24 protein-coding genes and 1 pseudogene are annotated in these 26258 nt (G+C 65.9%); 20 read left to right on the forward strand and 5 right to left on the reverse strand.

Annotation, left to right across the window (positions count from 1 at the left end):
* The first annotated feature begins 231 nt into the window (after window positions 1-231).
* Window positions 232-1974, forward strand: a complete 1743-nt coding sequence (locus tag AC6EI8_RS00685) for an ATP-binding cassette domain-containing protein (protein WP_498381007.1) — start codon at window positions 232-234, stop codon at window positions 1972-1974.
* A 204-nt stretch (window positions 1975-2178) separates the two neighbouring features.
* On the opposite strand, the pseudogene AC6EI8_RS00690 reads toward AC6EI8_RS00685, so the two are convergent.
* Window positions 2179-2571 (reverse strand): annotated as a pseudogene (locus AC6EI8_RS00690) (helix-turn-helix domain-containing protein); the annotation flags it as partial.
* A gap of 101 nt (window positions 2572-2672) precedes the next feature.
* Here AC6EI8_RS00690 and AC6EI8_RS00695 point away from each other — a divergent pair.
* The gene (locus tag AC6EI8_RS00695) at window positions 2673-3218 is read left to right on the forward strand and encodes a DUF2938 domain-containing protein (RefSeq protein WP_226105687.1); all 546 of its coding nucleotides are present in this window, start codon (window positions 2673-2675) and stop codon (window positions 3216-3218) included.
* Between the two features lie 89 nt (window positions 3219-3307).
* On the opposite strand, the gene AC6EI8_RS00700 is transcribed toward AC6EI8_RS00695, so the two are convergent.
* Complete coding sequence (locus tag AC6EI8_RS00700; RefSeq protein ID WP_149315907.1) at window positions 3308-3874, reverse strand: TetR/AcrR family transcriptional regulator; 567 nt, start codon at window positions 3872-3874, stop codon at window positions 3308-3310.
* A 188-nt stretch (window positions 3875-4062) separates the two neighbouring features.
* Between AC6EI8_RS00700 and AC6EI8_RS00705 the strand changes: the two genes are divergently transcribed.
* From AC6EI8_RS00705 to AC6EI8_RS00720, 4 genes are all read left to right on the forward strand, one after another.
* The gene (locus tag AC6EI8_RS00705; RefSeq protein ID WP_498381008.1) at window positions 4063-5286 is read left to right on the forward strand and encodes an efflux RND transporter periplasmic adaptor subunit; all 1224 of its coding nucleotides are present in this window, start codon (window positions 4063-4065) and stop codon (window positions 5284-5286) included.
* A gap of 36 nt (window positions 5287-5322) precedes the next feature.
* Window positions 5323-8493, forward strand: a complete 3171-nt coding sequence (locus AC6EI8_RS00710) for a multidrug efflux RND transporter permease subunit (protein ID WP_498381033.1) — start codon at window positions 5323-5325, stop codon at window positions 8491-8493.
* Window positions 8490-10022, forward strand: a complete 1533-nt coding sequence (locus AC6EI8_RS00715; RefSeq protein WP_498381009.1) for an efflux transporter outer membrane subunit — start codon at window positions 8490-8492, stop codon at window positions 10020-10022. Before AC6EI8_RS00710 ends, AC6EI8_RS00715 begins: the two co-directional genes overlap by 4 nt.
* Window positions 10023-10122: 100 nt before the next feature.
* Window positions 10123-11112 carry a Bug family tripartite tricarboxylate transporter substrate binding protein gene (locus AC6EI8_RS00720; RefSeq protein WP_498381010.1) on the forward strand — a complete coding sequence of 330 codons (990 nt, stop codon included), beginning with the start codon at window positions 10123-10125 and terminating at the stop codon, window positions 11110-11112.
* 4 nt (window positions 11113-11116) lie between these two features.
* Here the strand turns inward: AC6EI8_RS00720 and AC6EI8_RS00725 are convergent, their stop codons facing one another.
* The 3 genes from AC6EI8_RS00725 to AC6EI8_RS00735 form a co-directional block, all read right to left on the reverse strand.
* Window positions 11117-11713, reverse strand: a complete 597-nt coding sequence (locus AC6EI8_RS00725) for a hypothetical protein (RefSeq protein WP_150083953.1) — start codon at window positions 11711-11713, stop codon at window positions 11117-11119.
* Between the two features lie 150 nt (window positions 11714-11863).
* Window positions 11864-13015 (reverse strand): multidrug effflux MFS transporter, encoded by a 1152-nt coding sequence (locus AC6EI8_RS00730; protein WP_498381011.1) that lies wholly within the window; start codon window positions 13013-13015, stop codon window positions 11864-11866.
* Between the two features lie 58 nt (window positions 13016-13073).
* Window positions 13074-13550, reverse strand: a complete 477-nt coding sequence (locus AC6EI8_RS00735; RefSeq protein ID WP_226105681.1) for a MarR family winged helix-turn-helix transcriptional regulator — start codon at window positions 13548-13550, stop codon at window positions 13074-13076.
* Between the two features lie 224 nt (window positions 13551-13774).
* Here AC6EI8_RS00735 and AC6EI8_RS00740 point away from each other — a divergent pair, with 224 nt between their 5' ends.
* From AC6EI8_RS00740 to AC6EI8_RS00805, 14 genes are all read left to right on the forward strand, one after another.
* Window positions 13775-14509: a succinate dehydrogenase/fumarate reductase iron-sulfur subunit gene (locus AC6EI8_RS00740; protein WP_226105679.1), complete on the forward strand. Its 735-nt coding sequence runs from the start codon at window positions 13775-13777 to the stop codon at window positions 14507-14509.
* A 2-nt stretch (window positions 14510-14511) separates the two neighbouring features.
* Window positions 14512-14847, forward strand: a complete 336-nt coding sequence (locus tag AC6EI8_RS00745) for a succinate dehydrogenase (RefSeq protein WP_226105677.1) — start codon at window positions 14512-14514, stop codon at window positions 14845-14847.
* Window positions 14844-15191 carry a succinate dehydrogenase/fumarate reductase transmembrane subunit gene (locus AC6EI8_RS00750; RefSeq protein ID WP_226105675.1) on the forward strand — a complete coding sequence of 116 codons (348 nt, stop codon included), beginning with the start codon at window positions 14844-14846 and terminating at the stop codon, window positions 15189-15191. The genes AC6EI8_RS00745 and AC6EI8_RS00750 overlap by 4 nt, the downstream gene beginning before the upstream one ends.
* A gap of 1 nt (window position 15192) precedes the next feature.
* Window positions 15193-16941, forward strand: a complete 1749-nt coding sequence (locus tag AC6EI8_RS00755) for an L-aspartate oxidase (protein ID WP_226105673.1) — start codon at window positions 15193-15195, stop codon at window positions 16939-16941.
* An 11-nt stretch (window positions 16942-16952) separates the two neighbouring features.
* On the forward strand, window positions 16953-17888 hold the full coding sequence (locus AC6EI8_RS00760) for a fumarate hydratase (protein ID WP_226105671.1): 936 nt from the start codon (window positions 16953-16955) through the stop codon (window positions 17886-17888).
* Window positions 17882-18565 carry a fumarate hydratase C-terminal domain-containing protein gene (locus AC6EI8_RS00765; RefSeq protein ID WP_226105669.1) on the forward strand — a complete coding sequence of 228 codons (684 nt, stop codon included), beginning with the start codon at window positions 17882-17884 and terminating at the stop codon, window positions 18563-18565. Before AC6EI8_RS00760 ends, AC6EI8_RS00765 begins: the two co-directional genes overlap by 7 nt.
* 53 nt (window positions 18566-18618) lie before the next feature.
* Window positions 18619-19452 carry an amidohydrolase family protein gene (locus AC6EI8_RS00770; protein WP_226105668.1) on the forward strand — a complete coding sequence of 278 codons (834 nt, stop codon included), beginning with the start codon at window positions 18619-18621 and terminating at the stop codon, window positions 19450-19452.
* Between the two features lie 89 nt (window positions 19453-19541).
* Window positions 19542-20456, forward strand: coding sequence for a LysR family transcriptional regulator (locus AC6EI8_RS00775; protein WP_322784970.1), 915 nt, complete (start codon window positions 19542-19544; stop codon window positions 20454-20456).
* A gap of 440 nt (window positions 20457-20896) precedes the next feature.
* On the forward strand, window positions 20897-21844 hold the full coding sequence (locus AC6EI8_RS00780) for a Bug family tripartite tricarboxylate transporter substrate binding protein (protein ID WP_370639494.1): 948 nt from the start codon (window positions 20897-20899) through the stop codon (window positions 21842-21844).
* A 33-nt stretch (window positions 21845-21877) separates the two neighbouring features.
* Window positions 21878-22618, forward strand: coding sequence for a sulfite exporter TauE/SafE family protein (locus AC6EI8_RS00785; protein WP_226105665.1), 741 nt, complete (start codon window positions 21878-21880; stop codon window positions 22616-22618).
* A 145-nt stretch (window positions 22619-22763) separates the two neighbouring features.
* A complete protein-coding gene (gene sorA / locus AC6EI8_RS00790) occupies window positions 22764-24011 on the forward strand; it encodes a SorA family sulfite dehydrogenase catalytic subunit (protein WP_498381013.1) in 1248 nt (415 codons plus the stop codon).
* Between the two features lie 7 nt (window positions 24012-24018).
* Entirely contained in the window at window positions 24019-24375 is a 357-nt protein-coding gene (gene sorB / locus AC6EI8_RS00795; RefSeq protein ID WP_226105663.1) for a SorB family sulfite dehydrogenase c-type cytochrome subunit, read from the forward strand.
* Between the two features lie 393 nt (window positions 24376-24768).
* Window positions 24769-25692: an SDR family oxidoreductase gene (locus tag AC6EI8_RS00800; RefSeq protein ID WP_498381014.1), complete on the forward strand. Its 924-nt coding sequence runs from the start codon at window positions 24769-24771 to the stop codon at window positions 25690-25692.
* A 25-nt stretch (window positions 25693-25717) separates the two neighbouring features.
* Window positions 25718-26185 carry a DUF1097 domain-containing protein gene (locus AC6EI8_RS00805; protein WP_498381015.1) on the forward strand — a complete coding sequence of 156 codons (468 nt, stop codon included), beginning with the start codon at window positions 25718-25720 and terminating at the stop codon, window positions 26183-26185.
* The last annotated feature ends 73 nt before the right edge of the window (window positions 26186-26258 follow it).

Consider the following 26258-nt stretch of genomic DNA (forward strand, 5'->3'; position numbering starts at 1 on the left):
CCTCTCGGTTTCGGTGGCGGACCGGCGTGGCGGCGGGCCATGCCGATGTGCGATGCAGCCATTGTGGGGAACGCATGCGTGTGGAAACACCCGGTCACGGGCAAATGATTCTTGCGCGAGAGTCAAGGGTCATGCCTGGCCTGGCGATACAGGGGCGGTATCCTTCGTCCGGGCCGTCGATCCAGGACGGTTCACGCCTGAGGGCACCGAACAAAAAACGATGAGGGCTTGATGACGGAGTCGAATTCCACCCCCCGTAAACCAGCGATCGGCCTTGCCGGCGCGGCGCGCGATCTCTATCGGGCGCTATGGCATCACGCCCGCGGCGTGCGGGTTCAGCTGGTCGGGGCTTCGGGCCTGCTGGCTGCCGCGCAGCTGCTGCGGCTGACCATGCCGTGGCTCGCCGCGCAGGCGATCAACGCGCTGCAGCGTGACAACATCGCCGAGGCGGGCCGCTGGATCGTCTATCTGGTCGGCATCTACCTGCTGTCGTGGCTGCTGCACGGTCCGGGCCGCGTGCTCGAGCGCAACGTGGGTGTGCGCGTGCGCGAGCGGCTGGGCGACCAGCTCTATGCGCGCATCGCCGCGGCACCGCTGGCCTGGCGCGATGGCCGGCATTCGGGCGAGCTGCAGCACCGCGTGGTGCAGTCCAGCCGCGCGCTGTCGGACTTCGCGCAGAACCAGTTCGTCTACCTGCAGAACGCCTTCAATTTCGTCGGCCCGCTGGTCGCGCTGACGATGCTTTCGCGCACCAGCGGCCTGATCGCGGTCACCGGCTACGTGGTGATCGCCCTGATCATCCTGCGCTTCGACCGCACGCTGATGCAGCTGGCCCGCGCGGAAAACGACGCCGAGCGCCGTTATGCCTCCGCGCTGCTCGACTTTGTCGGCAACGCCGGCACCGTGATCGGGCTGCGCCTGCAGGCCGCGTCGCGCATGCTGCTCGGCCGCCGGATGGCGGCGGTGATGGCGCCGCTGCGCCGCGCGGTGATGGTCAACGAGGGCAAATGGTTCGCGGTGGACCTGCTCGGCATGGGGCTGACCTGGATCCTGGTGGTGATGTACGTGCTGCAGGAGCGCTCGCCGGGGCAGGCGGTGCCGCTGGGTACCGTCTTCATGATCTACCAGTACGCACAGCAGGCCGCGTCCGTGGTGGGCTCGATGGCGGCGAACTTCCAGAGCTTCGCGCGGATGCATACCGACTACGGCAGTGCCGAGCCGATCTGGGAGGCGCCCGGCGATCCGGACGCCGCCGTGCCGGCCGTGGTGCCCGATGCCCCGTGGCAGACGCTGGAGCTGCGCGGCGCCACGGTGCACTACGCCGATGGGGCGCGCGGCGGCCTGCATGGCATCGACCTGGTGCTGCGCCGTGGCGCGCGCGTGGCGTTGATCGGCCCGAGCGGCGGTGGCAAGAGCACGCTGCTGCGGACGCTCGCCGGGCTCTATCACCCGCAGCACGGCGAACTGCGGCGCGATGGCGCGGCGGTGGGCTGGACCGAGCTGCGTACGCTGGCCACGCTGATTCCGCAGGAGGCCGAGGTCTTCGAGGCCAGCGTGGAGGAGAACCTGACCTTCGGCTTGCCGGTGGACCCGCCGGCGCTGACCGGCGCCGTGCATACGGGCGGATTTGACGAGGTATTGCACCGCCTTCCCGACGGCCTCGCCAGCGCCATCAACGAGCGCGGCGGGAACCTGTCGGGCGGTCAACGGCAGCGGCTGGCACTGGCCCGCGGCGCGCTCGCGGCGCAGGGAAGCTCGCTGCTGCTGCTCGACGAGCCGACCAGCGCGCTCGACCCGCAGGCCGAGGCCAGGGTATTCGATCGCATGGATGCCGCCTTTCCATCCGCCTGCATCGTCGCGTCGGTCCATCGGCCCAGCCTGCTTGCGCGGTTCGATTCGATCGTGGTGATGGAGAGTGGCAAGGTCGTCGATGCCGGGCCGCGCGACGAGGTGCTCGCCAGGCGGGCGCATTGAATCGGCTCAGCGATCGTTCCGGCGCCCGCTTGTGCGGCCCGTGTCTGTGCGAGCCTTATCTGGACGTGCCTTGGCTGTGCGCGGCTGATCAGTACGCGGGCCAGCAGTACGCGCGCCAGCAGTACGCGCATTATCTGTCCGCGATTTGCCGGACCCTGAACGGATAGCGACGGGCCTCGCGCGCGCCGGGCCTGTCGCCGTGCCGCTTCCCAGCGCGCCCGCCGCCGCGGCGCGCAGCATGCGCCGGAACGTCGGGCACTCCAGATGGCTCCGCGCCGGGCAGACCGCGGCATGCCGGAGCCCGTCCCGCATCGCCGTCAGCCGGCGGATCGTCCGGTCCAGTTCGTCGGCCTTGGCGGAAAGCCGCGCGCGGTCGATGCGCGGCCGGCCGTCGCTGGCAAACATCAACCCGATCTCGTCCAGCGAAAAGCCCGCCGCCTGCCCGAGCGCGATCAGCGCCAGCCGGTCCAGCACGGCCGGCTCGAACACGCGCCGCAATCCGCGCCTGCCGACCGACACGATCAGTCCCTTTTCCTCATAGAAGCGCAGCGTGGAGGCGGGAACGCCAGATCGTTGCGCCACTTCGGCAATGTCCATCTCCGCGGCCCTTGACTTCAAGTTGACTTGAAGTGCCATGATGGCTTCCATGGACCTGGAATGCAACTGCGAGGAGCCGACGATGAATGAGGAGGGTGCCCATGCATGACGCTGCCCGTTTGCTGCTGCTGGCCGTGGCCATCGGCGCCGGCGCAACGCTGGCGATGGATCTCTGGGGCCTCGCGCAAAAGCACTGGCTCGGCATGAAGCCGCTGGATTACGGCATGGTCGGCCGCTGGCTCGGCCACATGCCACGCGGCCGCTTCCGCCACGAGGCCATCGAACAGGCGCCGGCGATTCCGGCCGAACGCCTGATCGGCTGGACCGCGCACTACGTGACCGGCATCGTGTTCGCCGCCGTGCTGCTGGCGGTATGGGGGCCGCAGTGGGCCTGCCGTCCGACCATCGGCCCCGCGCTGATCGTGGGTCTCGCCAGTGTGGTGTTTCCCTTCCTGCTGATGCAGCCCGGCATGGGCGCCGGCATTGCGGCCCGCCGTACGCCAAAGCCCGGCGTCGCGCGCTTGCGCAGCGTCGTCACGCACGGCGTATTTGGCCTTGGCCTCTACGCGTCGGCCAGGCTGATGCTGGTGCTGAACGGCGCGCTGGCAGGATCGCAGATCGGACTGCCGGGATTCTGCGGCGCGTAGCCGCTGGAGCTACGTAGCTCGATCGACGCCATGCCGGGCGCTGAAACCGGCCGTTGGAGCAACCCGCTTGCCCCAACGGCCTTGCGCCATCAGGCGGGCCTCGCCCCCGCTCCCTGCAGGAAGGCGCGCTCCGCCAGCCCCGCCAGGCCGGCTCGCGCGATGCGTCCGCGCCGTTCTCCGTCGAGCAGGCCGATCAGCACCGACGCCCAGATTTCCGTCAGCGCCTGCGCAGTGATGTCGATGCGAAAGACGCCCTGCTGCTGGCCGCGCAGAAAGAAGGCGTCCAGCTTGCCCTCCCAGTCGGTCTGCCAATCCGACGAGACGCCGGAAACGACCTCGCGCCAGTAATAGATCAGGAACGCCGCCACCTCTCGTTGTTCGACCATGTTCGCATTCAGGCGCCGCAGTGCGTCAAGGGGAGAGGGATCGTCCAATCCGGCGGACTGGATGACGTTGGCCAGCACGCGGACACAGTGGTCGATCAGGCGGGAAATCAGTTCGTCCCGTGTCCGGCAGAACCGGTACAGCGTCGCCTTGCTGATGCCGACGGCCTTGGCCAGGTCCTGCAGGGTGCCGCGAGGCTGGTCGACGAGCGCCAGTGCCAGGGCGGCGAGAAGGCGGCTGTGGTCTTCATTCGATGCAGTGACAGCCGTCATGACGGGGTGAAATCCATGTTTTGTATCTCAAGAAGCACTTTATGTGGTTTTTGCGGGGTAACGCGTTGCGCCTGCGACCCGGATTATCCGGCAAAAACGACTGCCACCACACCATATGAATCTTTATTGATTCATATGATGAATGCGCGTACCATGCGCTCCTTTGCCGAACATTCGAGAAGGTAGACATGAAGCACTTTCCAAAGCGGGGGTGGCGCGCGCTGACCATGGCGGCGGCGGTCATCGTCACGGCGGCATGCGGCAATGCGGAACAGCCGGCCGCGCCGGCGGCTCCCTCGGTCGAGGTGCTGACGTTGCAGCCCAGGCCGATGGCGGTCAGCAGCGAGCTGCCCGGCCGCATCGAACCGGTTCGTGTCGCCGAGGTGCGGGCGCGGGTCGCCGGCATCGTGCTCAAGCGCAACTTCAAGGAAGGCAGCGACGTCAAGGCGGGCGATGCGCTGTTCCAGATCGATCCCGCGCCGTTGCAGGCGGCGCTGTCGCGCGCCGAGGGCGAGCTTGCGCGCGCGGAAGCCGTGCTGGCCGACGCCGATGCGGTGGTGCGCCGCTATGCCCCGCTGGTCGAGATCGAGGCGGTCAGCCGGCAGGATTTCGATGCGGCGCAGGCCACGCTGAAGAGCGCGCAGGCCGCGCGCCGCAGCGCAGCCGCGGAAGTCAAGACCGCGCGCCTGAACCTGGAATACGCGACGGTGCGGGCGCCGATTTCCGGCCGGATCGGCCGCGCGCTGGTCACGGAAGGGGCGCTGGTCGGGCAGGGCGAGGCGACGCCGATGGCGACCATCCAGCAGCTCGACCCGGTCTATGTCGACTTCAAGCAGCCGGTCGCCGACGTCCTTCGCATGCGCGAGGCGCTGGAGCAGGGCCGCTTGCAGCAGGCGCCGGAAGGCGGCGTTCCGATCGTGGCGACCATCGAAGGCACCGACAAGAAGCGCGAAGGGCGGCTGCTGTTCTCGGACATTTCCGTCGACCGCGGCACCGGGCAGGTGTCGCTGCGCGGCCAATTGCCCAACGCCGACAGCCTGCTGCTGCCCGGCATGTATGTGCGCGTGCATGTCACGCACGCGATCGATCCCGCGGCGATGCTGGTGCCGCAGCGGGCGGTGCGGCGCAATCCCGATGGCAAGGCGCAGCTGCTGGTGGTGGGCAAGGGCGACGTGGCCGAGACCCGGCAGGTTCGTACCGGCCCCATGCAGGGCGCCGAGTGGCAAATCCTCGAGGGCGTGAAGCCCGGCGAGCGCATTGTGGTCGGCGGCGACGCAAGCCCCGGGCAGAAGGTCACCATCGCCCCGGCGGCGCCGGCCAGGCAGGCGGCCGGGCAAGCCGGCCAGGGCGGCCAGGCCGGGCATGAGCGCGAGGCCGCGCCCTCGAACAGTCCTCCGGCGGAACGAGGCTAGGCGCGCAGGCGCCGCGCCACTGAATAACAAATCATGCTGCCAAGATTCTTCATTCATCGGCCCAACTTCGCCTGGGTACTGGCGATCTTCATCGTGCTGGCGGGACTGCTCGCCATGCCGTCCCTGCCGGTCTCGCAATATCCGACCGTCGCGCCGCCGCAAATCGCGATTTCGGCGATGTACCCGGGCGCGTCCGCCACCACGCTGGTCGATTCGGTGACCAGCGTCATCGAGGAGGAGCTGAACGGCGCCAAGGGGATGCTGTACTACGACTCGTCCAGCAGCTCCGCCGGCATCGCGGAAATCACCGTAACGTTCGCGCCCGGCGTCGATCCCGACCTGGCGCAGGTCGACGTGCAGAACCGCATCAAGCAGGCCGAAGCGCGCCTGCCGGCTGCCGTCACGCGCCAGGGCTTGCGTACCGAGCAGGTCAGCGCCGGCTTCCTGATGGTCTATTCGATCAACTTCAAGGGAGACGACGCGGGCAAGGACATGGTCACGCTTGCCGACTATGCGGCGCGCCGGATCAACAACGAGATCCGGCGTGTGCCGGGCGTGGGCAAGGTCCAGTTCTTCGGCGCCGAAGCGGCGATGCGCGTGTGGATCGATCCGCAGAAGCTGCTCGGCTACGGGCTGTCGGTGGCCGACGTCAACGAGGCCATCGCCGCGCAGAACGTGCAGGTGCCGGCAGGCAGCTTCGGCAGCCCGCCCGGCAGCGCGGACCAGGAGTTGAGCGCGACCATCGCGGTCAAGGGCATGCTGACGACCACCGACGAGTTCGGCGCCATCGTGCTGCGCGCCAATCCCGACGGTTCCAAGGTGACGCTCGCCGACGTCGCGCGGCTCGAGGTCGGCCTGCAGGACTACAACTTCGACATGCTGACCAGCGGCAAGCGCGCGGTCGGTGCCGCGGTGCAGCTGCGCCCGGGCGCGAACGCGCTCGAAACCGCCCGCGCGGTGCGCGCCAAGCTGGAAGAGCTGTCGAAGTCCTTCCCCGACGACATCGAATACTCGGTGCCGTACGATACCTCGCGCTTCGTCGAAGTCGCGATCGAGAAGGTCATCCACACGCTGGTGGAAGCGGTGGTGCTGGTGTTCCTGGTGATGCTGCTGTTCCTGCAGAACCTGCGCTACACGCTGATTCCGACCATCGTCGTGCCGGTGTGCCTGGCCGGCACGCTGGCGGTGATGTACGCGATCGGCTTCTCGGTCAACATGATGACGATGTTCGGCATGGTGCTGGCGATCGGCATCCTGGTCGACGACGCCATCGTGGTGGTGGAGAACGTCGAGCGGATCATGGCCGAGGAAGGGTTGGGGCCCGTGGAGGCGACCGCCAAGGCGATGAGCCAGGTCTCGGGCGCCATCATCGGCATCACGCTGGTGCTGGCCGCGGTGTTCTTCCCGCTGGCCTTCATGTCCGGATCGGTCGGCGTGATCTACCGGCAGTTCTCGCTGTCGCTCGCCGTGTCGATCCTGTTCTCCGGCTTCCTCGCACTGACGCTGACGCCCGCGCTCTGCGCGACGCTGCTCAAGCCGATTCCGCAAGGTCACCATGAAGAGAAACGCGGCTTCTTCGGCTGGTTCAACCGCAGGTTTGGCCGGCTGACCGAGCGGTTCACCGCGCTGAACGCGAAGCTGCTGCGCCGGGCCGGCCGCTGCATGATCGTCTACGGCATGGTGGTCGCGCTGCTGGCGCTGCTGTACACGAGGCTGCCGGAATCGTTCGTGCCGATCGAGGACCAAGGCTACTTCGTCGTCGACGTGCAGCTGCCGCCGGGCGCGACCAACCAGCGCACCGAGGCCGTCGTCAAGGAGCTGGAGAGCTGGCTGCTCGGCCGCAAGGCGATGGAATCGACCACGATGGTGCTGGGCTTCAGCTTCTCGGGCAGCGGCCAGAACGCGGCGCTGGGCTTTCCGACGCTGACCGACTGGTCCGAGCGCGGCAGCGGCCAGCATGCCAGCGACGAGGTCGCGGCCTTCAACGCGCAGTTCGCGGGACTGAAGGAGGCGCGCGTGATGGCGGTCGATCCGCCGCCGATCGAAGGGCTGGGCAATGCCAGCGGCTTTGCGCTGCGTCTGCAGGATCGCGGCGGCCTCGGGCGCGCCGCGCTGGTGGCGGCGCGCGATGCGCTGCTGAAGCAGGCCAACACGTCGCCGGTGCTGGCGTACGCGATGATGGAAGGCCTGGAGGACGCGCCGCAGCTTCGGCTCGATATCGACCGCGACAAGGCCGAGGCGCTGGGCGTCGGCTTCGAGGCGATCAACACCGCGCTCTCCAGCGCCTATGGTTCCGCGACCGTGGCCGACTTCGCCAACGTCGGCCGCCTGCAGCGGGTGGTGGTGCAGGCCGACGTGCGAGACCGCATGACGCCCGAAGCGCTGCTGTCGCTGAACGTGCCCAACGTGCGCGGCGAGCAGGTGCCGCTGAGCGCGTTCGCCACGCCGGAGTGGGAGATCGGCCCGGTGCAGGTGTCGCGCTACAACGGCTATCCGACGATCAAGATCATCGGCGACGCCGCGCCCGGTTTCAGTACCGGCGAGGCCATGGCCGAGATCGAACGGATCGCCGCCACGCTGCCGGCGGGCATCGGCTACGAATGGACCGGGCTGTCGTATCAGGAGCGGCAGGCCGGCGCGCAGGCACCGCTGTTGCTGGGGCTGTCCTTCCTGGTGGTCTTCCTGCTGCTGGTGGCGCTGTACGAGAGCTGGGCGATCGCCAGGGCCGTGATGCTGATCGTGCCGATCGGTGCGCTGGGCTCGGTACTGGCCGTCAATGCCGTCGGCATGCCGAACGACGTCTATTTCAAGGTGGGGCTGATCACGATCATCGGTCTGGCGGCCAAGAACGCGATCCTGATCGTCGAATTCGCCAAGTCGCTGCGCGAGCAGGGGATGCCGCTGATCGACGCGGCCCTCGAGGCGTCGCGGCTGCGTTTCCGCCCGATCGTGATGACTTCGATGGCCTTCATCCTCGGCGTCGTGCCGCTGGCCATCGCCACCGGCGCGGGCGCGGCCAGCCAGCGTGCCATCGGCACCGGCGTGATCGGCGGCATGCTGACGGCGACCACGCTGGGCGTGGTGTTCGCCCCGGTCTTCTTCGTCTGGGTGCTGTCGCGCTTCAAGCGCTACCGGGACAGCGCTCGTACCAACACGCCGACTGCGACCACGACGACTGCAACGACGCCGACGGAGGGCGCGCAATGAAATCGATTCGATCCCGGATGACGCTGCCGTGCCTGCTGCTGGGCGCGGGCGCCGTCCTCGCGGGCTGCTCGCTGGCGCCGGTCTATGAGCGGCCGGCGGCGCCGGTTCCCACGCAATGGACGTCCGGACAGGCGAGCGGGATGGCGGCCGACGATACGCGGACCGCGCCGTCATCGGCGGCCGTGCTGCAGTGGGACAGCTTCATCGTCGACGACAAGCTGCGCGAACTGGTGGCGCTCGCGCTCGCGAACAACCGCGACCTGCGGCAGGCGGTGCTCAATATCGACGCGGCGCGGGCGATGTATCGCGTGCAACGCGCCGACCGTGTGCCGGGCGTGCAGGCCGAGGCGAGCGGCAGCCGGCAGCGGATTGCGGAAGACCTGCGCCAGCCGGGCATGGGCTCGGTCCAGCAGACCACGCACGCCGGTATTGCCGTGCCGGCATTCGAGCTGGACCTGTTCGGGCGCGTGCGCAATCTTTCCGAAGCGGCGCTGCAGGAGTACTTCGCGACCGAGGCGGCCGCGCGCAGCGCCCGCATCAGCCTGGTGGCGGAGGTCATCCAGGCGTATCTGGCGCGGGACAGCGCGCAGCGGCGCCATCTGCTGACCACGCAGACGCTGCAGACGCGCGAATCGTCGCTGCGGCTGATCGCGCAGCGCCGCCAGGCCGGCACCGCTACCGCGCTGGACTTCTACGAGGCGAGCGGCCTGACCGACCAGGCGCGTGCCGACCTCGAACGCACCGACCGGGAGTTCCGCCAGGCCACCAATGCGCTCGCGCTGCTGGTCGGCGTGCCGGACATTGCCGCGCAGTTGCCGCAGGCGCCGCGCGACGATGTGCTGCTGGTGCAGACGCTGGCGCCCGGCACGCCGTCCGAACTGCTGATCCATCGGCCCGACATCCTGGCCGCGGAGCAGCGGCTGCGCGGGCGCCACGCCGACATCGGCGCGGCGCGCGCGGCGTTCTTCCCGCGCATCACGTTGACCGGCATGTTCGGCAGCGCCAGCGGCGAGCTGTCCAACCTGTTCGGCGCGGGCCAGACGGTATGGTCGTTCGCCCCGCAGCTGACACTGCCGATCTTCTCCGGCGGGCGCAATCTCGCCAACCTGGATCTCGCCCATGCGCGCAAGGACATCGCCGTGGCGAACTACGAGAAGACGATCCAGACCGCGTTCCGCGAAGTCTCGGACGCGCTCGCGGCCACCGATACGCTTCGCCGCGAAGAGATCGCCCGCCGTGCCGTCGCGCAGACCAGCGAACAGACGCTACGGCTGTCGGAGGCGCGTTACCGCGCCGGCGTGGACGACCATCTGCGCTACCTGGAGGCGCAGCGCAGCCACTATGCCGCGCAGACCGCGTTGATCGAGGTGGCCGCACAGCGGCAGAGCGCGCTGGCGTCGCTGTTCCGGGCACTCGGCGGTGGGTGGTCGAGCGACAGGGCGAACGCGGCGGAGGCACCGGCGCGGGGCATTGTTCCCCAGCCGAGTGCATCGGCGGGACAAGCCATAGCGGCGAATAGCGGTGGATAGCGGTCTTAAGTTTTTCTTTTGAGACGGCAAATAAAGTCTTAATTTTCTTTATTTGAGGCGGCCATTAAGATCGGGCGACCATCAGGAGGAGAAACTCGTCATGCCCGCCGTCCGCCATACCGTTCGCCGCCGTACCCTGTTCGCAATCGCCGCGTTGTGCGCCATGCCGTCGCTGGCTGCCGCCGCGGACAAGTACCCGTCCAAGCCGATTCGCATGGTCGTGGCCTTTGCGGCGGGCGGGGCGAACGACACCATCGCCCGCATCCTGGCCAAGGAACTGCAGCAGAGCATGGGCCAGTCCGTCGTGGTCGAGAACCGCGGCGGCGCCGGCGGCCTGATCGGCTCCGACACGGTCGCCAAGGCGACACCGGACGGCTACACGCTGCTGCTCGGCAGCGCCGGCGCGCAGACCATCATGCCGGCCCTGACCCGCAAGATGCCCTACGACCCGCGCACCGGCCTGGCGCCGGTGTCGCTGGTCGCCGAGGCGGCCAACGTGCTGATGGTCAGGACCGGCCTGCCGTTCAACAACGTCAAGGAGCTGCTCGCCGGCGCGAAGCAGAAACCGGGCGCCTATACCTACGGCTCGTCGGGCAATGGCACCACGCTGCATGTATCCGGCGCGCTGATGGAAAAGCTCGGCGGCATCGACCTGCTGCACATCCCGTACAAGGGCAACGGCCCGGCGATGAACGACCTGTACGCGGGCAACGTCGACATGGTGTTCGGCTCGGTCCCGGTCGCGATGGCCGCACTGAAGACCGGCAAGGCGAAGATCCTGGCGGTCACCACGAAGAAGCGCATTCCCTCGCTGCCGAATGTGCCGACCATGGCCGAAGCCGGCGTGCCGGGCTACGACTTCTCCAGCTGGTACGGGCTGTTCACCACCGGCGGCACCGACCCGGCCATCATCGAGCAATTGGCGCGCGAAACGGCCAAGGCGCTGGCAAAGCCCGACGTGGTCGCGGCGCTGGCGCAGCAGGGCGTCGAACCGGAGAGCAGCACGCCGGCGGCATTCCGCGCGCGCATCAACGACGAGCTGATGCGCTGGGAGCGGGATATCAAGACGATGAAGATCGCGGCGGAGTAGTCATCTACTGATCGCGCTGCAGATCGGCCAGCAACTTTCGGCGCTCGCTCTTCTTCCTGATCTGTTCCGTGTCGAGCGTCGCGCCGTGCAGGCGAAGCCGGGCGCCCGATGGCGTCACGACGAAGCGGCGCCGCGCGCCGATCGGCAAGTCCTCGGTGCCATAGACCCCAAGGACGACGATTGTCACGGCCTGGACCGTCTCGGGCCGGGCCTCCTGCAATGCGGGCGACATCAGATGCTCGAACGAGCCGATGTCCCGAATCGCCGCCGGCTGCAGCGGTCCTTGCCGCGTTCTCTCCAATGGCCGCGAGTAGGCCTGCTGTTCGGCGTCCTGCGTCTCGGTCGCAGGCATCACCACCATTCCGCCGGGCGTTTCCAGTGCGACGATCACGCTCTGCACATAAACCGGGCCGGAGCTCATGTTCGTCACGAAACAGCGCGCGGCGAGCCCGTCTCCGGGGCCGCGCGTGATCAGCAGCGTGGCACGAAGCTGCCGCCGGTAACTACTGACGAATACCTGCAGGTAGATGACCCATACCAGCAGGGTGCCGACACCCGTGAGCGCGGAGATCAACTGGCTGTGGTCTGCAATCCATTGCAAGAGGCCCTCCACAAGGTTGGTTGCGCGATTTGGCGCGCGCCATTCCTTGTACGCGGAATGCGAGACTTGTGGTATCGGGCAACGTCTGACCGGCTTTGGAGTTCGGCCGAATGGCGCCGGACTGCCGGCCGCAGCCAGTGCGATGCGCGATCAGACGCTCTTTGCTCGCGCCGCGACCCGATACGCGCCCAACGCCGCGCCGGTGATCAGGATCTGCACCACGGCGCACGCCGTCGCGGGCGTCGAACCGTATCCGACCAGCTTGGTGCCCAGCGCGCCGATTGCCATTTGTCCGCAGCCGTACAGGCCGGCCGCCGCGCCGGTCAGGCCGGGAACGGCCGAGATCGAACGCGACAATGCCGCCGGGCTGGCCAGGCCTGCGCCGACCGTGAGCATGAAGGTGATCGCGATCAGCAGCGGCGCGGTCAGCCAGCCGCCGATCTGCACCAGCAACAGTGCCGACGCCATCGACAGGCTCAGGCCCGCGCCCGCATTCAGAAAGACCTCCGCCCGAACCTGGCCCGCCAATCGCTTCGTGATCATCGTTCCAAGGCTGGCGCCCACGATCGTCACCGTGGCGAACCAGCCGATCTGCCAGACCGGCAGGCCCAATTGCTCATGGACGATGTACGGCGAGGTCGCCAGATACGGGTAGAGCGCGGTGGTCGAACAGGATCCGCCCAGCATGAATCCGAGATAGCGCCGGTGGCGCAGCAGGCGGCCATAATCCCGCGCGATCGTGAACACCTCCAGCGATCGGCGCTCGGGATTCGTTTCCGGCAGCAGGCGCCAGGCGCAATACACCATCACGCCGGCGATACCCACCAGAAAGACATAGATCGCGCGCCAGCCGAACTGATCGGCCAGAAACGATCCCACGACCGGCGACAGGCCGGGGCCCACCAGCGTCAGCAGGTTCAGCAGCGCCAGATCGCTGGTGACGCGCCCGGGTGCGGCGGTATCGCGCACGATCGACCGGCCCAGCGTGATGCCCGCCGCGCCACCGAGCGCCTGCGCCAGCCGCGCAAACAGCAGCCAGGTCAGCGACGTCGCAAACAGGGCGAGGATGCTGGCGACCAGGTACAGGCCCAGCCCGATCAGCAGCGTGGGGCGTCGCCCGATCGTGTCCGATACCGGCCCGTAGATCAGTTGGCCGAAGGCCAGTCCCAATACGTAGAAGGTGATGGTCTGCTGCATGCCGGCGGCACTGGCCTGCAGGTCCGTGCCGGCCAACGGCAGCGCCGGCACGAAGATGTGCATCGCCATGGTGCCGCTGAGCGTCACCAGCACCAGCAACCACATCGGAGCGCGGACGGAAGGGTAAATCGCTTGTTGGGAGGACTGCATGATGGGGGCCGCCTCAGACTTCGGTCAGGCGGCGTGCGATTTTCTCGAGGGCGGAGCGGGTGGTCTGCAATTCTTCGGGGGAGAGCGCTTCGAGGATCTGCGCCTCGATTTCCAGGCTTTTTCTCAGCATGCGCCTGGCCATGGCGCGGCCTGACGCCGTCAGCCGAATGCTCTTGGCGCGCCGATCGGCCTCGTCCGCTTCCCATTCGACCAGGCCCATCTCGCGCAGCTGCGACAGCACCCTGACCAACGACGACTTGTCGAGCGCCAGCAGGTCGGCGAGCTCGCCCTGGCGCATGCTCGGCGCCGGGGATTCATAGAGCGCCACCAACGGCGCGCGGGACGCATCGGTCAGGCCCAGCTCGCGAAAGCTCTGGTCGACGGCTCTTCGCCATCGGCGATAGACCGCGCCGATCAGGCGGCCGAGACGCGCAGGGGAGGGTTCGACAGGGATGGAATGCGATGCCCGGGAGGGCGGGATGGGTGGCATGCAAACTATTCTGACGCGGAGATTGTTTGCATGTCAACCAAAAACTTGGGTGGCCGTGCTCTGCCGCTGGGGTTCGCCTAACCGGCATCCGTATTTAACAAGCGTCTTATCCGCTATATTTCCGCCTTAAATTCAAAAAATATCAAGTTATATATTATTGATTCAGAAATACCGATTACTTAAACTCGTTTCCATCCCAAGCGCAAAAGACACCGGAGACAGCGATGGAGGCGACAGAGACCGCGCAGCGCACCTTGACGGTACGCATTTCTCGCGGCACCGAGGAAGGCAACTTCGCGACCTATGAAGTGCCATGGCGCGAGAACCAGACGGTGCTCGACGTGGTGACCGAAGTGCAGCGCCGCATCGATTCCACGTTGTCCTATCGCTTCGCATGCCGGGTCGGCGTATGCGGGTCCTGCGCGATGACCGTCAATGGCAAGCCCCGCTGGACATGCCGCACCCACGTCAGCCGCGTGCAGGAGGATGGCGTGATCGTCATCGAGCCGCTGCGCAATATGCCGCTCATCAAGGACCTGGTGGTGGACATGTCCGAGTTCTTCGATAAATGGAAGAAGGCCGGCAATACGTTTGTCGGCACGGCGACGCGTCACGATCCGCCCGCGGCGGTCTCGCCGACGAGCAAGAAGCGAAAGATGGCCGATGCCGCGATCGAATGCATCAATTGCGGCGTCTGCTATGCCGCCTGCGACGTGGTGTCGTGGGACAAGGACTATCTCGGCCCCGCTGCGCTCAATCGCGCCTGGACGCTCTTCAACGACGAACGCCATGCGGACCCGAAGGACGTGCTGAAGAAGGCGACGTCCGGCAGCGGCTGCAACGCCTGCCATACGCAGGGCAACTGCATGACGCACTGCCCGGTGAGCTTGAGCCCGACCGGCAGCATTGCGGGGCTGAAGAAGAACGCGCTGCTGCAGTTCCTGAAGGGAGGGGGCTGACCATGGAGCAGCGTCTGTTCGCGCTCCAGCGCTTGAGCGCGATGGTCATGGCGCCATTCGTGCTGGTCCATCTCGCGGTCATTCTGTATGCGGTACGCGGCGGCCTGACCGCCGCCGAAATCCTGTCCCGCACGCAGGGAAGCTGGCTGTGGATTCCGTTCTATTCGCTGTTCGTGGTCAGCGTCGCGGTCCACGTGCCCATCGGCCTGCGCAACATCCTGATCGAATGGGCCCGCCTGAGCCGTGGCGCGTCTTCGGTGTTGTGCCTGCTGTTCGGGCTGTTGCTGATGTGGATGGGATTGCGCGCCGTCGCGGCGGTCGGAGGTTTCATGTCATGAAGTCTCCCCGCAACCATCGCGCGTACTGGGCCTTTCTCGGCCATCGCCTGTCCGGGCTCGCACTGGGCATCTTCTTGCCGGCGCATTTCTATGTGCTCGGCCTCGCGCTCGATCAACGCGCGCGCATGGACGCCTTCCTGAAATTCGCCGACATGGGCGCCGTCAAGTTCGGCGAATGGGGCCTGGTGCTGCTGCTGTCCATTCACATGTGCTTCGGCCTGCGATTGCTGGCGCTTGAACTGCTGCCATGGAGCTCCGCCCGCGACGCGCGCCTGTCGTGGATCAGCTGGGGTGGTGCGCTGTCCCTGTTCGTCGGCGTGATCTTTGCCCTGGGGGTCATCTGAAATGCAAGTCGAGAACCATAAAACGGACATCCTGATTCTTGGCACCGGCGGCGCCGGGCTGTTCGCCGCGCTGCATGCGAAGAAGGCGAATCCGGCGCTCAAGGTATCGGTGGCCGTCAAGGGCCTGCTCGGAAAATGCGGCTGCACCCGCATGGTCCAGGGCGGCTATAACGTGGCACTGTCCGCGGGCGATTCCGTCGAGCGCCATTTCATGGACACGATCGAGGGCGGCAAATGGCTGCCGCGGCAGGACCTGGCGTGGCGGCTGGTGCAGGGGGCGGTCGAACGCGTGCGCGAGCTCGAGAACGAGATCGGCTGCTTCTTCGACCGCAATCCGGACGGCACGCTGCACCAGAAGGCCTTTGCAGGGCAGAGCTTCGATCGTACCGTTCACAAGGCCGACTTGACCGGCATCGAGATCATCAACCGGCTGATGGAACAGGTGCGGGCGCTCGACGTCGAGGAAATGGAGGAGCATCGCGCCATCGAGCTGATCCCGGCCGTGGACGGATCGGGTATCGCCGGCGTTCTGTTCATCGACATGCGCCGCGGCACCTATCGCTTCGTGCAGGCGAAAGCCGTGCTGCTGGCCACCGGCGCCGGCCCGACCATGTACCGCTACCACACGCCCTCGGGCGACAAGACCTGCGACGGCCTGGCGATGGCCATGCGCTATGGCCTGAGCCTGCGCGACATGGAGATGGTGCAGTTTCACCCGACGGGGCTGCTCGGCGGCCCGGATACCCGCATGACCGGTACCGTGCTGGAAGAGGGCCTGCGGGGCGCCGGCGGCTGGCTCATCAACGGCGACGGCGAGCGCTTCATGACCAACTACGACGCGCGCGGCGAGCGTGCGACGCGCGACGTGGTCAGTCGCGGCATCTATGCCGAGATGCGTGCCGGCCGTACCGGCCCGATGGGCGGCATCTATATCCAGATGAGCCACCTCGGGCCCGAAAAGGTCGCAAAGACCTTCCCCGGCATGGTCAACCGTTGCAAGGACTGCGGCTTCGACCTCGCCGGCGGCCGTGTGGAGGTGGTACCGACCGCCCACTACCTGATGGGCGGCGTGGAATTCGATGTCGACTGCAGCACCGCTTCGCCGGGCTTGTTTGCGGCGGGCGAAGACTGCGGCGGCGTCCACGGTGCCAACCGCCTCGGGGGCAACGGTGTGGCCAACTCCACGGTGTTTGGCGGTATCGCCGGCGATTCGATGGCCGCCTATGTCTCGGGCGTGCGGCAATGGAAGGAGCCCGACAAACGGGTCATCCACGCCGGCATCGAGCGGGCCGAATATCCCTTCTCGAAGCCGCCGGGCGCCATTCATGCGCTGCGGGATGCGCTGTCGCAGACGATGTGGGATGACGTGGGCGTGCTGCGCAACGAACAGGCGATGCGCCGCGGGCTCGATGCCATCGGTTCGCACCGGCACGCATTGATGGCGATGGGCGTGTCCGATGGCGACCGCCGCTACAACGTGACCTGGCACGACTGGCTCAATCTGCAGAGCCTGGTCGATATCTCCCGCGTAATCACCGTTTCCGCGCTGGCGCGGGAAAACAGCCGCGGTGCGCATTTCCGCGAAGACTTCCCGGAGCCCGGCGATCTGCACGGCAGCCGATACACCCGCGTGAGTGCCGACGGCGACGCTATCCGCCTCGACATGGTCCCGGTGAAGTTCGACATCGTCGAGCCCGGCCAGTCGCTGATTACCGGCGAGGCCGGCCAACCCCCGAAAGTCGCCGCATAAAGGACGCTACGATGACCATCTCCATCGATCGGGTCGAGGAAGCCGCATTCGAAATCATGAAGCGCGCCGCGATCGAGATCCCCCACGACTACAGGCAAGGCATCCAGGCATTGCAGAAGACCGAGACCGGCAAACTGCCGCGTTTCGTCATCCACGCGATGCAGGAAAACTGGGAAGCCGCCGACCAGGACCGCCGGCCAATGTGCGCCGATACCGGTCTGCCGCGGTACTACGTCAAGGTCGGCAACGACGCCTCGGTGCAGCGCGGATTCGTCGCGGTCGAGCGTGCGCTGCGCAAGGCGACCGCGGACGCGACGCAGGCGATTCCGCTGCGTCCGAATCGCGTGCATCCGCTCTGGCGGACCGACAACAACAACAACGTCGGCATCAATGCGCCAGAGATCGAATGGTCGTTCGAGCCGGACGCCGATTGGGTCGACATCACCACGGTGCACAAGGGTGGGCTGTTCGGCACCGACTACCGGATGCTGTTTCCCGGCGATGGCATCGACGGGATCAAGCGATTCGTCCTCGATACGCTGATCGCATTCGGCAAGCGCGGGCTGGCATGCCAGCCGGCGATCGTCGGAATCGGCCTGGGCGGGTCGAAGGACACCTGCATGCAGCTTGGCAAGCAGGCGGCGTGTCTGCGTGTCGTCGGCGATCGCAATCCCGACCCGAAGATTGCCGAGCTCGAGCTCGAACTGATGAAGCTGGGCAATTCCATCGGCATGGGTGCCATGGGCTTTGTCGGGTCCTCGATGGTGGTCGACTGCCATATCGAGGTCGGCCACACCCACACCGGTGGGATGCCGATCAGCCTGCATACCTTCTGCCTGTCGTCGCGGCGCGCCACCGCGCGCCTTCACGCGGACGGCAACATCGAATATCGAACGGACCCTCAGTGGTTCACCCCTTATCTGCGCAGGGAGACGGTCGAATGGTAAATCCGCAAGACGATGAGCTGAAGGTCTGCCATCTCAACCTGCCGGCCTCGACGGAAGACATCGCCAGGCTCGAACTGGGCGCGGCCGTCTATCTGACGGGCGTGGTCTATACCGCGCGGGAGGGCGTCTACAAGAAGGTGCTCGATGACGGTGTCGAGCTGCCGATCGCGCTGCACGGCCTCAGCAACGTCAACTTCCACTGCTCGCCGGCCGCGGCGCCGAATGAGGACGGCAGCTACAACGTGGGCGCGGTGACCGCGACCGCAAGCTTCCGGTTCTCCAAATGGATCCCGAAGTGGCTGGAGAAGACGGGATGCCGGATCTTCATCGGCAAGGGCGGCATGCCGGCGGACGACTACAAGCGCGTGCTGGCGCCCGCTGGGGCGATCTACCTGACGACTGTCGGCTATGGCACCGGTGCGCTGCTCGGCCGAGGCATCAAGCGCGTCAAGGACGTGTTCTGGCTCGACGAACTGGGGATCGCGCAGGCGATGTGGATGTTCGAGGTCGAGAAGTTCGGCCCGTTCATCGTCGAGAGCGACCTGGAGGGTAATTCGCTGTTTGCGCAGCATGCCGAGGTCATCAATGCCGGCATCGAGAAACTTTATGCCGGCCTCAAGCCGCCGGCACTGCACCGGTACGGCGAGACCGACGACCGCAAGAACGAGGTGATGTAGGGCAATCGGCAATACCGCAGCAACCAGCCAGGAACCACAGCCAGGAACGCGACATGATCATCGATTTCAGACTGCGCCCGCCGCTCGGCGGATTTCTCGATACGCTGATGTATTCGGCGGGGGAGCGCCGCGACGGATTTACCCGGACCGTCGGTTTCGAACCCTCGGCGGCCGCGCAGCGGCAATCGATGGATTTGCTGCTGCAGGAGATGGACGAGGCTGGCGTCGACCAGGGCGTGGTAGTGGGACGGCTGGCAGGAACGCTCGGCAGCGTGTCCAACGCGGACGTCGCCCGCATCGTGCAGGACTACCCGGGCCGCTTCATCGGGGCCGCGTCGATCGATCCGACCAACCGCGTGGCTGCGTGCAAGACCATTTCGGAGGCGGTGGCCAACGGCTTCAAGGCGATCAATATCGAGCCGGGCTCCTACCCGATTCCCATGTACGCGGACGACCGCTGCTTGTATCCAATCTACGCGCACTGCGAAGACCTGGACGTGCCCGTGATCCTGATGGTGGGCGGCACCGCGGGCCCGGACCTGAGCTACTCCGATCCCGTGCGAACCGATCGCGTGCTGACCGACTTTCCAAGGCTGAAGGTGGTCGTCGTCCACGGCGGCTGGCCATGGGTCACCGAGATCCTGCATATCGCCTTCCGCCGCCCCAACCTGTATCTGTCGCCGGACATGTATTTCTCTAGAATGCCGGGATCCGAGGAGTATGTGAAGGCGGCCGATTCCTTCCTGGCCGATCGGATGCTGTACGCGAGTTCGTTCCCGTTCTGCCCGGTGAAGGACTACAAGCGGTGGTTCGAGACGCTGCCGATTCGTCCGGAGAACATGGAAAGGGTGATGGGCGGCAATGCCCGTCGCCTGCTCGGCCTCTAGCGCGACGCGCGCGTCCATTCGGCGGAACGATGGCACGCACGCTGGCGGGTGGAACCACAAACCGCAAACCGCAAACCGAACTGTCAGACATGGACGTCAAGACGCTCTACACACTGGTAGCCATCGCCGATCGCGGAAGCTTTGCCGAAGCGGGCAATGCGATCGGACTGTCGCTATCGGCAGTCAGCATGCAAATGCGCGCGCTGGAGGAAGAACTCGGCATGACGATCTTCGATCGCAGCCGCAGGCCGCCCGTGCTGACCGACGCGGGACTCGCCTTTACCAATCGCGCGCGCGACCTGCTGACCCATTGGGAAAGCATGAGCGCGGCCCTCAGGCGGGAAGCCGCCGGTGGCGTGCTCAAGCTGGGATCGGTCCACACCTGCGTCTCGGGCGTATTGCCGCTGGCCCTGAAGCGGCTCCAGCAGCAGGGGCACCGCATCGACATCCACCTGACCACGGGCCTGACGCACGACCTCGAGCGGGCGGTGTATCGCCGGCAACTCGATGTCGCCGTGGTCACGGAGCCCGAGGTGCCGCGGATCGATCTCGAGTTCCTGCCGTTCTTCAACGAAGAGTTCGTCGTCATCACGCACGTCACGACGCGAGGGGACTCGGACAAGGGCGTGCTGGAAACCACGCCCTATGTGCGATTCAACCGCACGGCCCGGGTTGGCCTGCTGGTCCAGGAAGAAATGATCCGGCGCCAGATTGCGGTGCGCTCGACGATGGAGATCGACACGCTCGAAGGCGTGATCGCGATGGTGGCCAATGGCCTGGGGTCGTCGGTGGTGCCGGGACGCGGCGTCGAAAACGAGTTTCCGCCGACGATCCGGACTATTCCGTTCGGCTCGCCCCCGCTGATGCGTCGCCTCGGGATTCTGGTCCCCCGTGACAATCCGCGCGCGCATCTTTCGCGCTTGCTGCTCGATGCGTTGACCGCCGTGACGACACCGGCCAGCACGCCGAGCGAAGGCCGTCCGAAGCTGGCGCGCAAAGGCTGACCGATTTTCGCATCGATGCCGGAATTCTTCCGCCCATATCGATCCGGATAGCAGCGCGGCTTTTTCTATCGCCGGGAAATGGATTCACCCGTTGATGACCGGGAGGAGGGCGTTCGTTCTTAAAAAACATAACTCACTAAATCGATCGATGTGAGCGCTCCATATTTTGTTGCCGGGAAAGCAATGCTCACCATCCGAATCGATGACAAGCAACTGCAAGATCGTTCCGATAAACGAAATCCAGGCAGGAGACAACGATGAACTCACATGGCACGCAACGGCGCATTCACGGCTGGATCGCCGCAGGACAGCAATGGCTGCATCGGTTCCAACGGTTCCAAGGACTCCAACGGTTGCGCGCGCCGCAATCCCATCCGATTGCGATCCAGCCGCGCGGCAATGTGCCAGCACCGCGCGCCCGCGCTTCGACCGCCGTGGCGATGCTCGCGCTTGCTGTCGCACCGCTGTCCGTGGCGCCGGCGCATGCCGAGGAGTGGCCCCGCAAGCCGATCCGGCTGGTGGTCCCATTCGCCTCGGGCGGCGCGACCGATTTGCTGGCACGCGCCGTGGCGCTCGAGCTCGGCAAGCAGTGGAATCAGCCCGTCGTGGTGGACAATCGGCCCGGCGCCGGCGGGGCGGTGGGCGCCGAAGTCGTGGCCAAGTCGGCGCCGGACGGCTATACGCTGTTGCTCGCCTCCGGCAGCATGTTCACCGTCAACCCGCTGATCTATCAGAAGCTGCCCTACTCGGAACAGAGTTTCGAGATGATCGGCAAGGTCGCCAGCGGTCCCATGGTGGTCACCATCAACACGAAGGTTCCGGCCAAGACGATGACGGAACTGATTGCCTACGCCAAGGGCAATCCGGGAAAGCTGACCTTCGCCTCCGCGGGCAATGGCAGCCAGGTCCATATCGCCAGCGAAGCCTTTGCCGAAGCGGCTGGCATCGACGTCGTGCACATACCGTACAAGGGGGAAGGGCCGGCATACTCGGACCTGATGGCCGGCACGGTCGACATGACAGTGGGCAATATCAATGCGATCTCTCCCCTGCTGAAAGGCGGCCGCCTGCGTGCCCTTGCGGTGACCGGAAAGGAGCGATCCCCGCTGCTTCCCGACGTGCCGACGGCCTCTGAAGCGGGTCTCCAGGGCTTCTCCTTCCATGGCTGGTTTGCGCTGATGGCGCCGGCCGGTACGCCGAAGGAATTGACGGCGAAAATGTACGCGGACCTCGAGAATGCAACGGCGGAACCAGGCATGCAACGCTATCTCGCCACGCAAGGCATGACCCGGACGCTGACGCCAAAGGGGCCGCTGCGCGAGGAAATCGCCCAGGAATTCGGCCGCTGGAAGCCGCTTGTGGCGAAGCGCAAGATATCGGCGAACTAGCGGTGGAGAAGGCCTTTCTTCGGCGAGCGCCTGATGGGAACTGAACACTACGCCGTGCTGGGCGCGACGATCGCGGCGGCCTATACGGTATTCGGACTGACGGGCTTCGGCGCCGCGATGGTCGCGGTACCGATCCTCGTGCAGTTCGTCCCGCTGCAGTTCGTTGTTCCGATGCTGCTTCTGCTCGACCTCGTGACAACAGCGCTGGTCGGCCTGCGCAACCGCAGCTCGGTTTCCCGCCCGGAGTTGCTGCGCCTGATCCCGTTCATGATGGTCGGCGTGGCGCTCGGCACGACCGTGCTGGCCAAGGTCGAGTCCCGCTGGCTGCTGGTCGCGCTCGGCCTGTTCGTGCTCGTGATGACGGGCCGGGCGCTGATGGCGTCGTCGGGACCGGCAGAGAACGCGGCCAAGGGGTGGTCGGTGCCGGCCGGCGTGGTGGGCGGCGTATTCAGTGCGCTGTTTGGAACGGGCGGGCCAATCTATACGATGTACCTGTCCAGGCGGCTTCCGCAGATCGACGAATTTCGTTCGACGATTGCCGCCGTGATACTCGTCAGCGCGTTGGCACGGCTGGCCGCGTTTGCCGGCAGCGGATTGCTGCAGCAGACCGAATTGCTGCGCAGCGCGGCATTTGCATTGCCGTTCGGACTCATTGGGCTGGCGATCGGTTCGCGACTGCGTCGGCGGATATCGCCCAATGCCGTGCGTCGATATTTATTGCTCTTCCTCTGTCTCAGCGGCTTGTCGGTACTTTGCAGGGGCTTGCTGATGTAGCGATGCCGGATTTTGGCGTGCCAGGGCGGCGCGTCGGGGGGAATTCAATTTCCCGGTAAGGGATACCAAAATTACCGGTTTTACTTATAAGCGTCGTTCTTTTACGCTGCTCGCCATCAATTAATCAAAAGACCAGGAGACAGGAATGGCGGGACGGCATAAGTCCGACGGCGCCGATTACGGCCGTCACAGCATCTTGAAGGGCGGCGCGGCCATCGCCCTTCAGGGAACACTCGGACTGGCGGCACCGGCGGTGCTGGCCGCAAGCCGGACCATCGAAATGCCATTCGAGAACGGCCAGCGCGAACTGGTGGCATTTCCGCAGAAGCGGCCGCTGATTCTGCTGACCAGCCGCCCGCCGCAGCTCGAGACGCCTTTTGAAGTGTTTCGCGAGGGCGCAATCACCCCCAATGACGCCTTTTTCGTGCGTTATCACTGGAGCGGCATTCCCACGGACATTGATGCTGCCAAGTATCGGCTCAAGATCGATGGCCATGTCGCCAACGCCATGGAGCTGTCATTGCGGGAACTGCGCAAGATTGCCGAGCCCGTCGATCTCGTTGCCGTCAATCAATGCTCCGGCAATAGCCGAGGGTTTTTCGACCCGCGCGTCAATGGCGGGCAACTTGGCAATGGCGCCATGGGCAATGCGCGCTGGACTGGTATTCCGCTGCGCGCATTGCTGGAAAGGGTCGGTGTCAGGGCCGGGGCGGTCCAGGTCAGTTTCGATGGGCTGGATCGTTCGCCGCTCGAGACGGGACCCGATTTCGTCAAGGCGCTGACGCTGGATCACGCCATGGATGGCGAGGTCATGCTGGCCTGGGCGATGAATGGCAAGGACTTGCCGTTCCTGAACGGCTATCCGTTGCGGCTGGTCGTGCCCGGACACTACGGCACGTATTGGGTCAAGCATCTGTCGCATATCCAGGTGCTGGACAAACCGTTCGACGGATTCTGGATGAACTCAGCCTATCGGATTCCGGCCAATGACTGCGCCTGCGTCTCTCCAGGTACCGCGCCCACCAGCACCGTTCCGATTGGCCGATTCAATGTGCGGTCCTTTATTACGAGCCACATGCAGGACAGTATCGTGCCGATGGGGCAGCAGGTCGTCGTCAAGGGCATTGCCTTCGACGGCGGGCATGGGATCCAGGAGGTGGCGTTTTCCGACGATGGCGGCGCCAGCTGGCGCGCGGCGTTGCTGGGCAAGGACCTGGGCCGGTACTCGTTCCGGGAATGGAGCATTGCGTTCCGTCCGGCCAGGAAGGGCAATTACGACTTGCGCGTTCGGGCGAAAAGCCGCTCGGGCGAGACGCAGCCGCTGACCGCGAACTGGAATCCGGCTGGATACATGCGCAACGTGGTGGAATCCACGCGCGTGATCGTCAGGTGAGGGCGCCATGAAAAGAAAAAACCAGATGCGATCCGCCCTTGCTGCCATCGTTGCTTTCGCGGCGACATCCAGTGCAATGGCGCTTGAAATCAAGCTCCCTCAAGAGACGGCAATGTACAAGCCGAGCAGCCTGCCGGGATACGCGCTTGCATTGCAGAATTGCATGACCTGCCATTCCGCGCAGTACGTCTCGACGCAGCCGGCTTCCTCGCCGCGCAAGTACTGGGAGGCAACCGTCAAAAAGATGAAGACACCTTTCGGCGCACCGCTGAAGGACGAGGACATACCCGTTATCGTCGATTACCTGGTGAAGACCTATGGCGCGGAACGAGGAGAGGCCGTTCCGTCGGCAGCAAGGAAGTAAGCGCGCTGCGCCGGCGGCCTGCCGGCGTGTGGAGATCCGGACAAAGCCGGATAACTCCTCCTGTTGCTCTGGGCTTGGAAGACTGCGGACCGGGGACAAGGAGGACGCGGCGGCGGGTGCACCCGTCGCCGTTTTCGCTGCTGCGGCAGATTCGATTCCACCGCATTGTTATGCCGCGTTGAATTGACCCGCCAAGCCGGCCACCTTTATCCCATCCTCGCCAACCGCCAAGATGGTCGCCATGGGACGCGCAATCCAATCCGAGCGTCCCTTCGGCAAAGCGATCGCGTTCATCACGGCGCACGACGCCAGTACCGGGGCAGACGATGCTCTCCCCAACGCAACGCAACGCAATGCCTCAGCGAAGTGCCATCTACGAGCGAGGAGCAAACCATGAGTCTGACCATCCTGATTACCGGCGCCTCCAGCGGCTTCGGTGCCCTGAGCGCCAGAGCGCTCGCGTCGGCGGGCCACACCGTCTATGCGGGAATGCGCGACACGCAGGGACGCAATGCGCCCCAGGTCGACGCGCTGCTGGCATATGCCGCCGACAACAAGGTGAACCTGCATGCCGTCGAACTGGACGTGCAGTCCGAGAGTTCCGCGCAATCCGCAGTGGATCGCGTCGTCGCGGAACAGGGGCGGATCGATGTACTGATTCACAACGCCGGCCACATGGCATTCGGTCCCGCCGAAGCCTTCACGCCGGAGCAATTTGCGCATCTGTACGACGTGAACGTACTGGGGACCCAGCGCGTGAACCGCGCAGTCTTGCCGCAAATGCGCAAGCAGGGGCAGGGCTTGGTCCTGTGGGTCGGGAGCAGCAGCCACCGTGGCGGCACGCCGCCTTACCTGGCGCCGTACTTCGCCGCCAAGGCGGCAATGGATGCCGTCGCGGTCAGCTATGCCGGAGAGCTTGCCCGCTGGGGCATCGAGACGTCGATCATCGTACCCGGGGCGTTCACCAAGGGCACCAATCACTTCGCGCACAGCGGCCGCCCGGCCGATACCGCCCGCGAGCAGGAATATGCCACCGGCGCCTATGCCGGCTTCGAGCAGGAGGTTCTCCAGAGTCTGGCCGCGTGCGAACCGCCCGATGCCGACGTTTCGGCGGTGGCCCAGGCCATTGTCGACATCGTCGGGCGTCCCTACAGCAAGCGGCCCTTCCGCGTCCATGTCGATCCCTCGGACGATGGCTGCGAGGTGGTCAATGCAGTCGCCGACCGGATCCGTGCCGATTTCCTGCGGCGCATCGGGCTGGCGGACCTGTTGTCGCCTCTCCTCGCCGCTCAGTCAGCGGAGATGAGCCATGGCTGATCGCTCCTTTCCCACGCATTTGAAGGTGGTCATCGCCGAGTCGATCGTTGCCTCGTCGGCCGCCACGCTGAGCGTGACCGCGCTGGACGTGCCGGTATGGGCCATGTTCGTTGGCTGGATTTCATTCTTCACACGCGGTATGAACCTGAAGCAGGGCGCGATCAATCTGGGCTGCGTGCTGATCGGCGTGGCGCTCGGTATCGGCACGGCGCTTGCCATGGCGGCACTGACGCCGCTGCTGGGGCAATACACGCTCACTGCGGTCGTGTTTGCAATCACCGGCATCGCGTTGTCGCTGGCAAAGGCACCCGCGTTGAACAACCTGCTGGGCTTCTTCCTCGGTCTGGTCGCCTACTTTGCGTCGCACCAGCCGCCATCGGTGGCCGCGTTCACGATGCTGGCCTCGGCGGCCACGCTGGGGACGATGGCGGCGTTCATTGCGCACAGTCTGCAGAGGCGAATACAGCGGGGGAGGGGTGTCGCGGCGCATTGAATGCGATCTGGGCCCATGCGGGGCGCCTTGCGCGTGCCAATTCCGATTCCAACGCTGGTTGCCGGCGCGTCGC

The sequence above is a fragment of the Cupriavidus sp. R6-3 genome (assembly GCF_059772245.1).

Bases quoted from the DNA above. Each gene is read 5' to 3' on its own strand.
- AC6EI8_RS00685 (WP_498381007.1), top strand. From the start codon at position 232: ATGACGGAGTCGAATTCCACCCCCCGTAAACCAGCGATCGGCCTTGCC.
- AC6EI8_RS00695 (WP_226105687.1), top strand. From the start codon at position 2,673: ATGCATGACGCTGCCCGTTTGCTGCTGCTGGCCGTGGCCATCGGCGCC.
- AC6EI8_RS00700 (WP_149315907.1), bottom strand. From the start codon at position 3,874: ATGACGGCTGTCACTGCATCGAATGAAGACCACAGCCGCCTTCTCGCC.
- AC6EI8_RS00705 (WP_498381008.1), top strand. From the start codon at position 4,063: ATGAAGCACTTTCCAAAGCGGGGGTGGCGCGCGCTGACCATGGCGGCG.
- AC6EI8_RS00715 (WP_498381009.1), top strand. From the start codon at position 8,490: ATGAAATCGATTCGATCCCGGATGACGCTGCCGTGCCTGCTGCTGGGC.
- AC6EI8_RS00720 (WP_498381010.1), top strand. From the start codon at position 10,123: ATGCCCGCCGTCCGCCATACCGTTCGCCGCCGTACCCTGTTCGCAATC.
- AC6EI8_RS00730 (WP_498381011.1), bottom strand. From the start codon at position 13,015: ATGTGGTTGCTGGTGCTGGTGACGCTCAGCGGCACCATGGCGATGCAC.
- AC6EI8_RS00735 (WP_226105681.1), bottom strand. From the start codon at position 13,550: ATGCCACCCATCCCGCCCTCCCGGGCATCGCATTCCATCCCTGTCGAA.
- AC6EI8_RS00740 (WP_226105679.1), top strand. From the start codon at position 13,775: ATGGAGGCGACAGAGACCGCGCAGCGCACCTTGACGGTACGCATTTCT.
- AC6EI8_RS00745 (WP_226105677.1), top strand. From the start codon at position 14,512: ATGGAGCAGCGTCTGTTCGCGCTCCAGCGCTTGAGCGCGATGGTCATG.
- AC6EI8_RS00750 (WP_226105675.1), top strand. From the start codon at position 14,844: ATGAAGTCTCCCCGCAACCATCGCGCGTACTGGGCCTTTCTCGGCCAT.
- AC6EI8_RS00755 (WP_226105673.1), top strand. From the start codon at position 15,193: ATGCAAGTCGAGAACCATAAAACGGACATCCTGATTCTTGGCACCGGC.
- AC6EI8_RS00760 (WP_226105671.1), top strand. From the start codon at position 16,953: ATGACCATCTCCATCGATCGGGTCGAGGAAGCCGCATTCGAAATCATG.
- AC6EI8_RS00765 (WP_226105669.1), top strand. From the start codon at position 17,882: ATGGTAAATCCGCAAGACGATGAGCTGAAGGTCTGCCATCTCAACCTG.
- AC6EI8_RS00770 (WP_226105668.1), top strand. From the start codon at position 18,619: ATGATCATCGATTTCAGACTGCGCCCGCCGCTCGGCGGATTTCTCGAT.
- AC6EI8_RS00775 (WP_322784970.1), top strand. From the start codon at position 19,542: ATGGACGTCAAGACGCTCTACACACTGGTAGCCATCGCCGATCGCGGA.
- AC6EI8_RS00780 (WP_370639494.1), top strand. From the start codon at position 20,897: ATGCTCGCGCTTGCTGTCGCACCGCTGTCCGTGGCGCCGGCGCATGCC.
- AC6EI8_RS00785 (WP_226105665.1), top strand. From the start codon at position 21,878: ATGGGAACTGAACACTACGCCGTGCTGGGCGCGACGATCGCGGCGGCC.
- sorA (WP_498381013.1), top strand. From the start codon at position 22,764: ATGGCGGGACGGCATAAGTCCGACGGCGCCGATTACGGCCGTCACAGC.
- sorB (WP_226105663.1), top strand. From the start codon at position 24,019: ATGAAAAGAAAAAACCAGATGCGATCCGCCCTTGCTGCCATCGTTGCT.
- AC6EI8_RS00800 (WP_498381014.1), top strand. From the start codon at position 24,769: ATGAGTCTGACCATCCTGATTACCGGCGCCTCCAGCGGCTTCGGTGCC.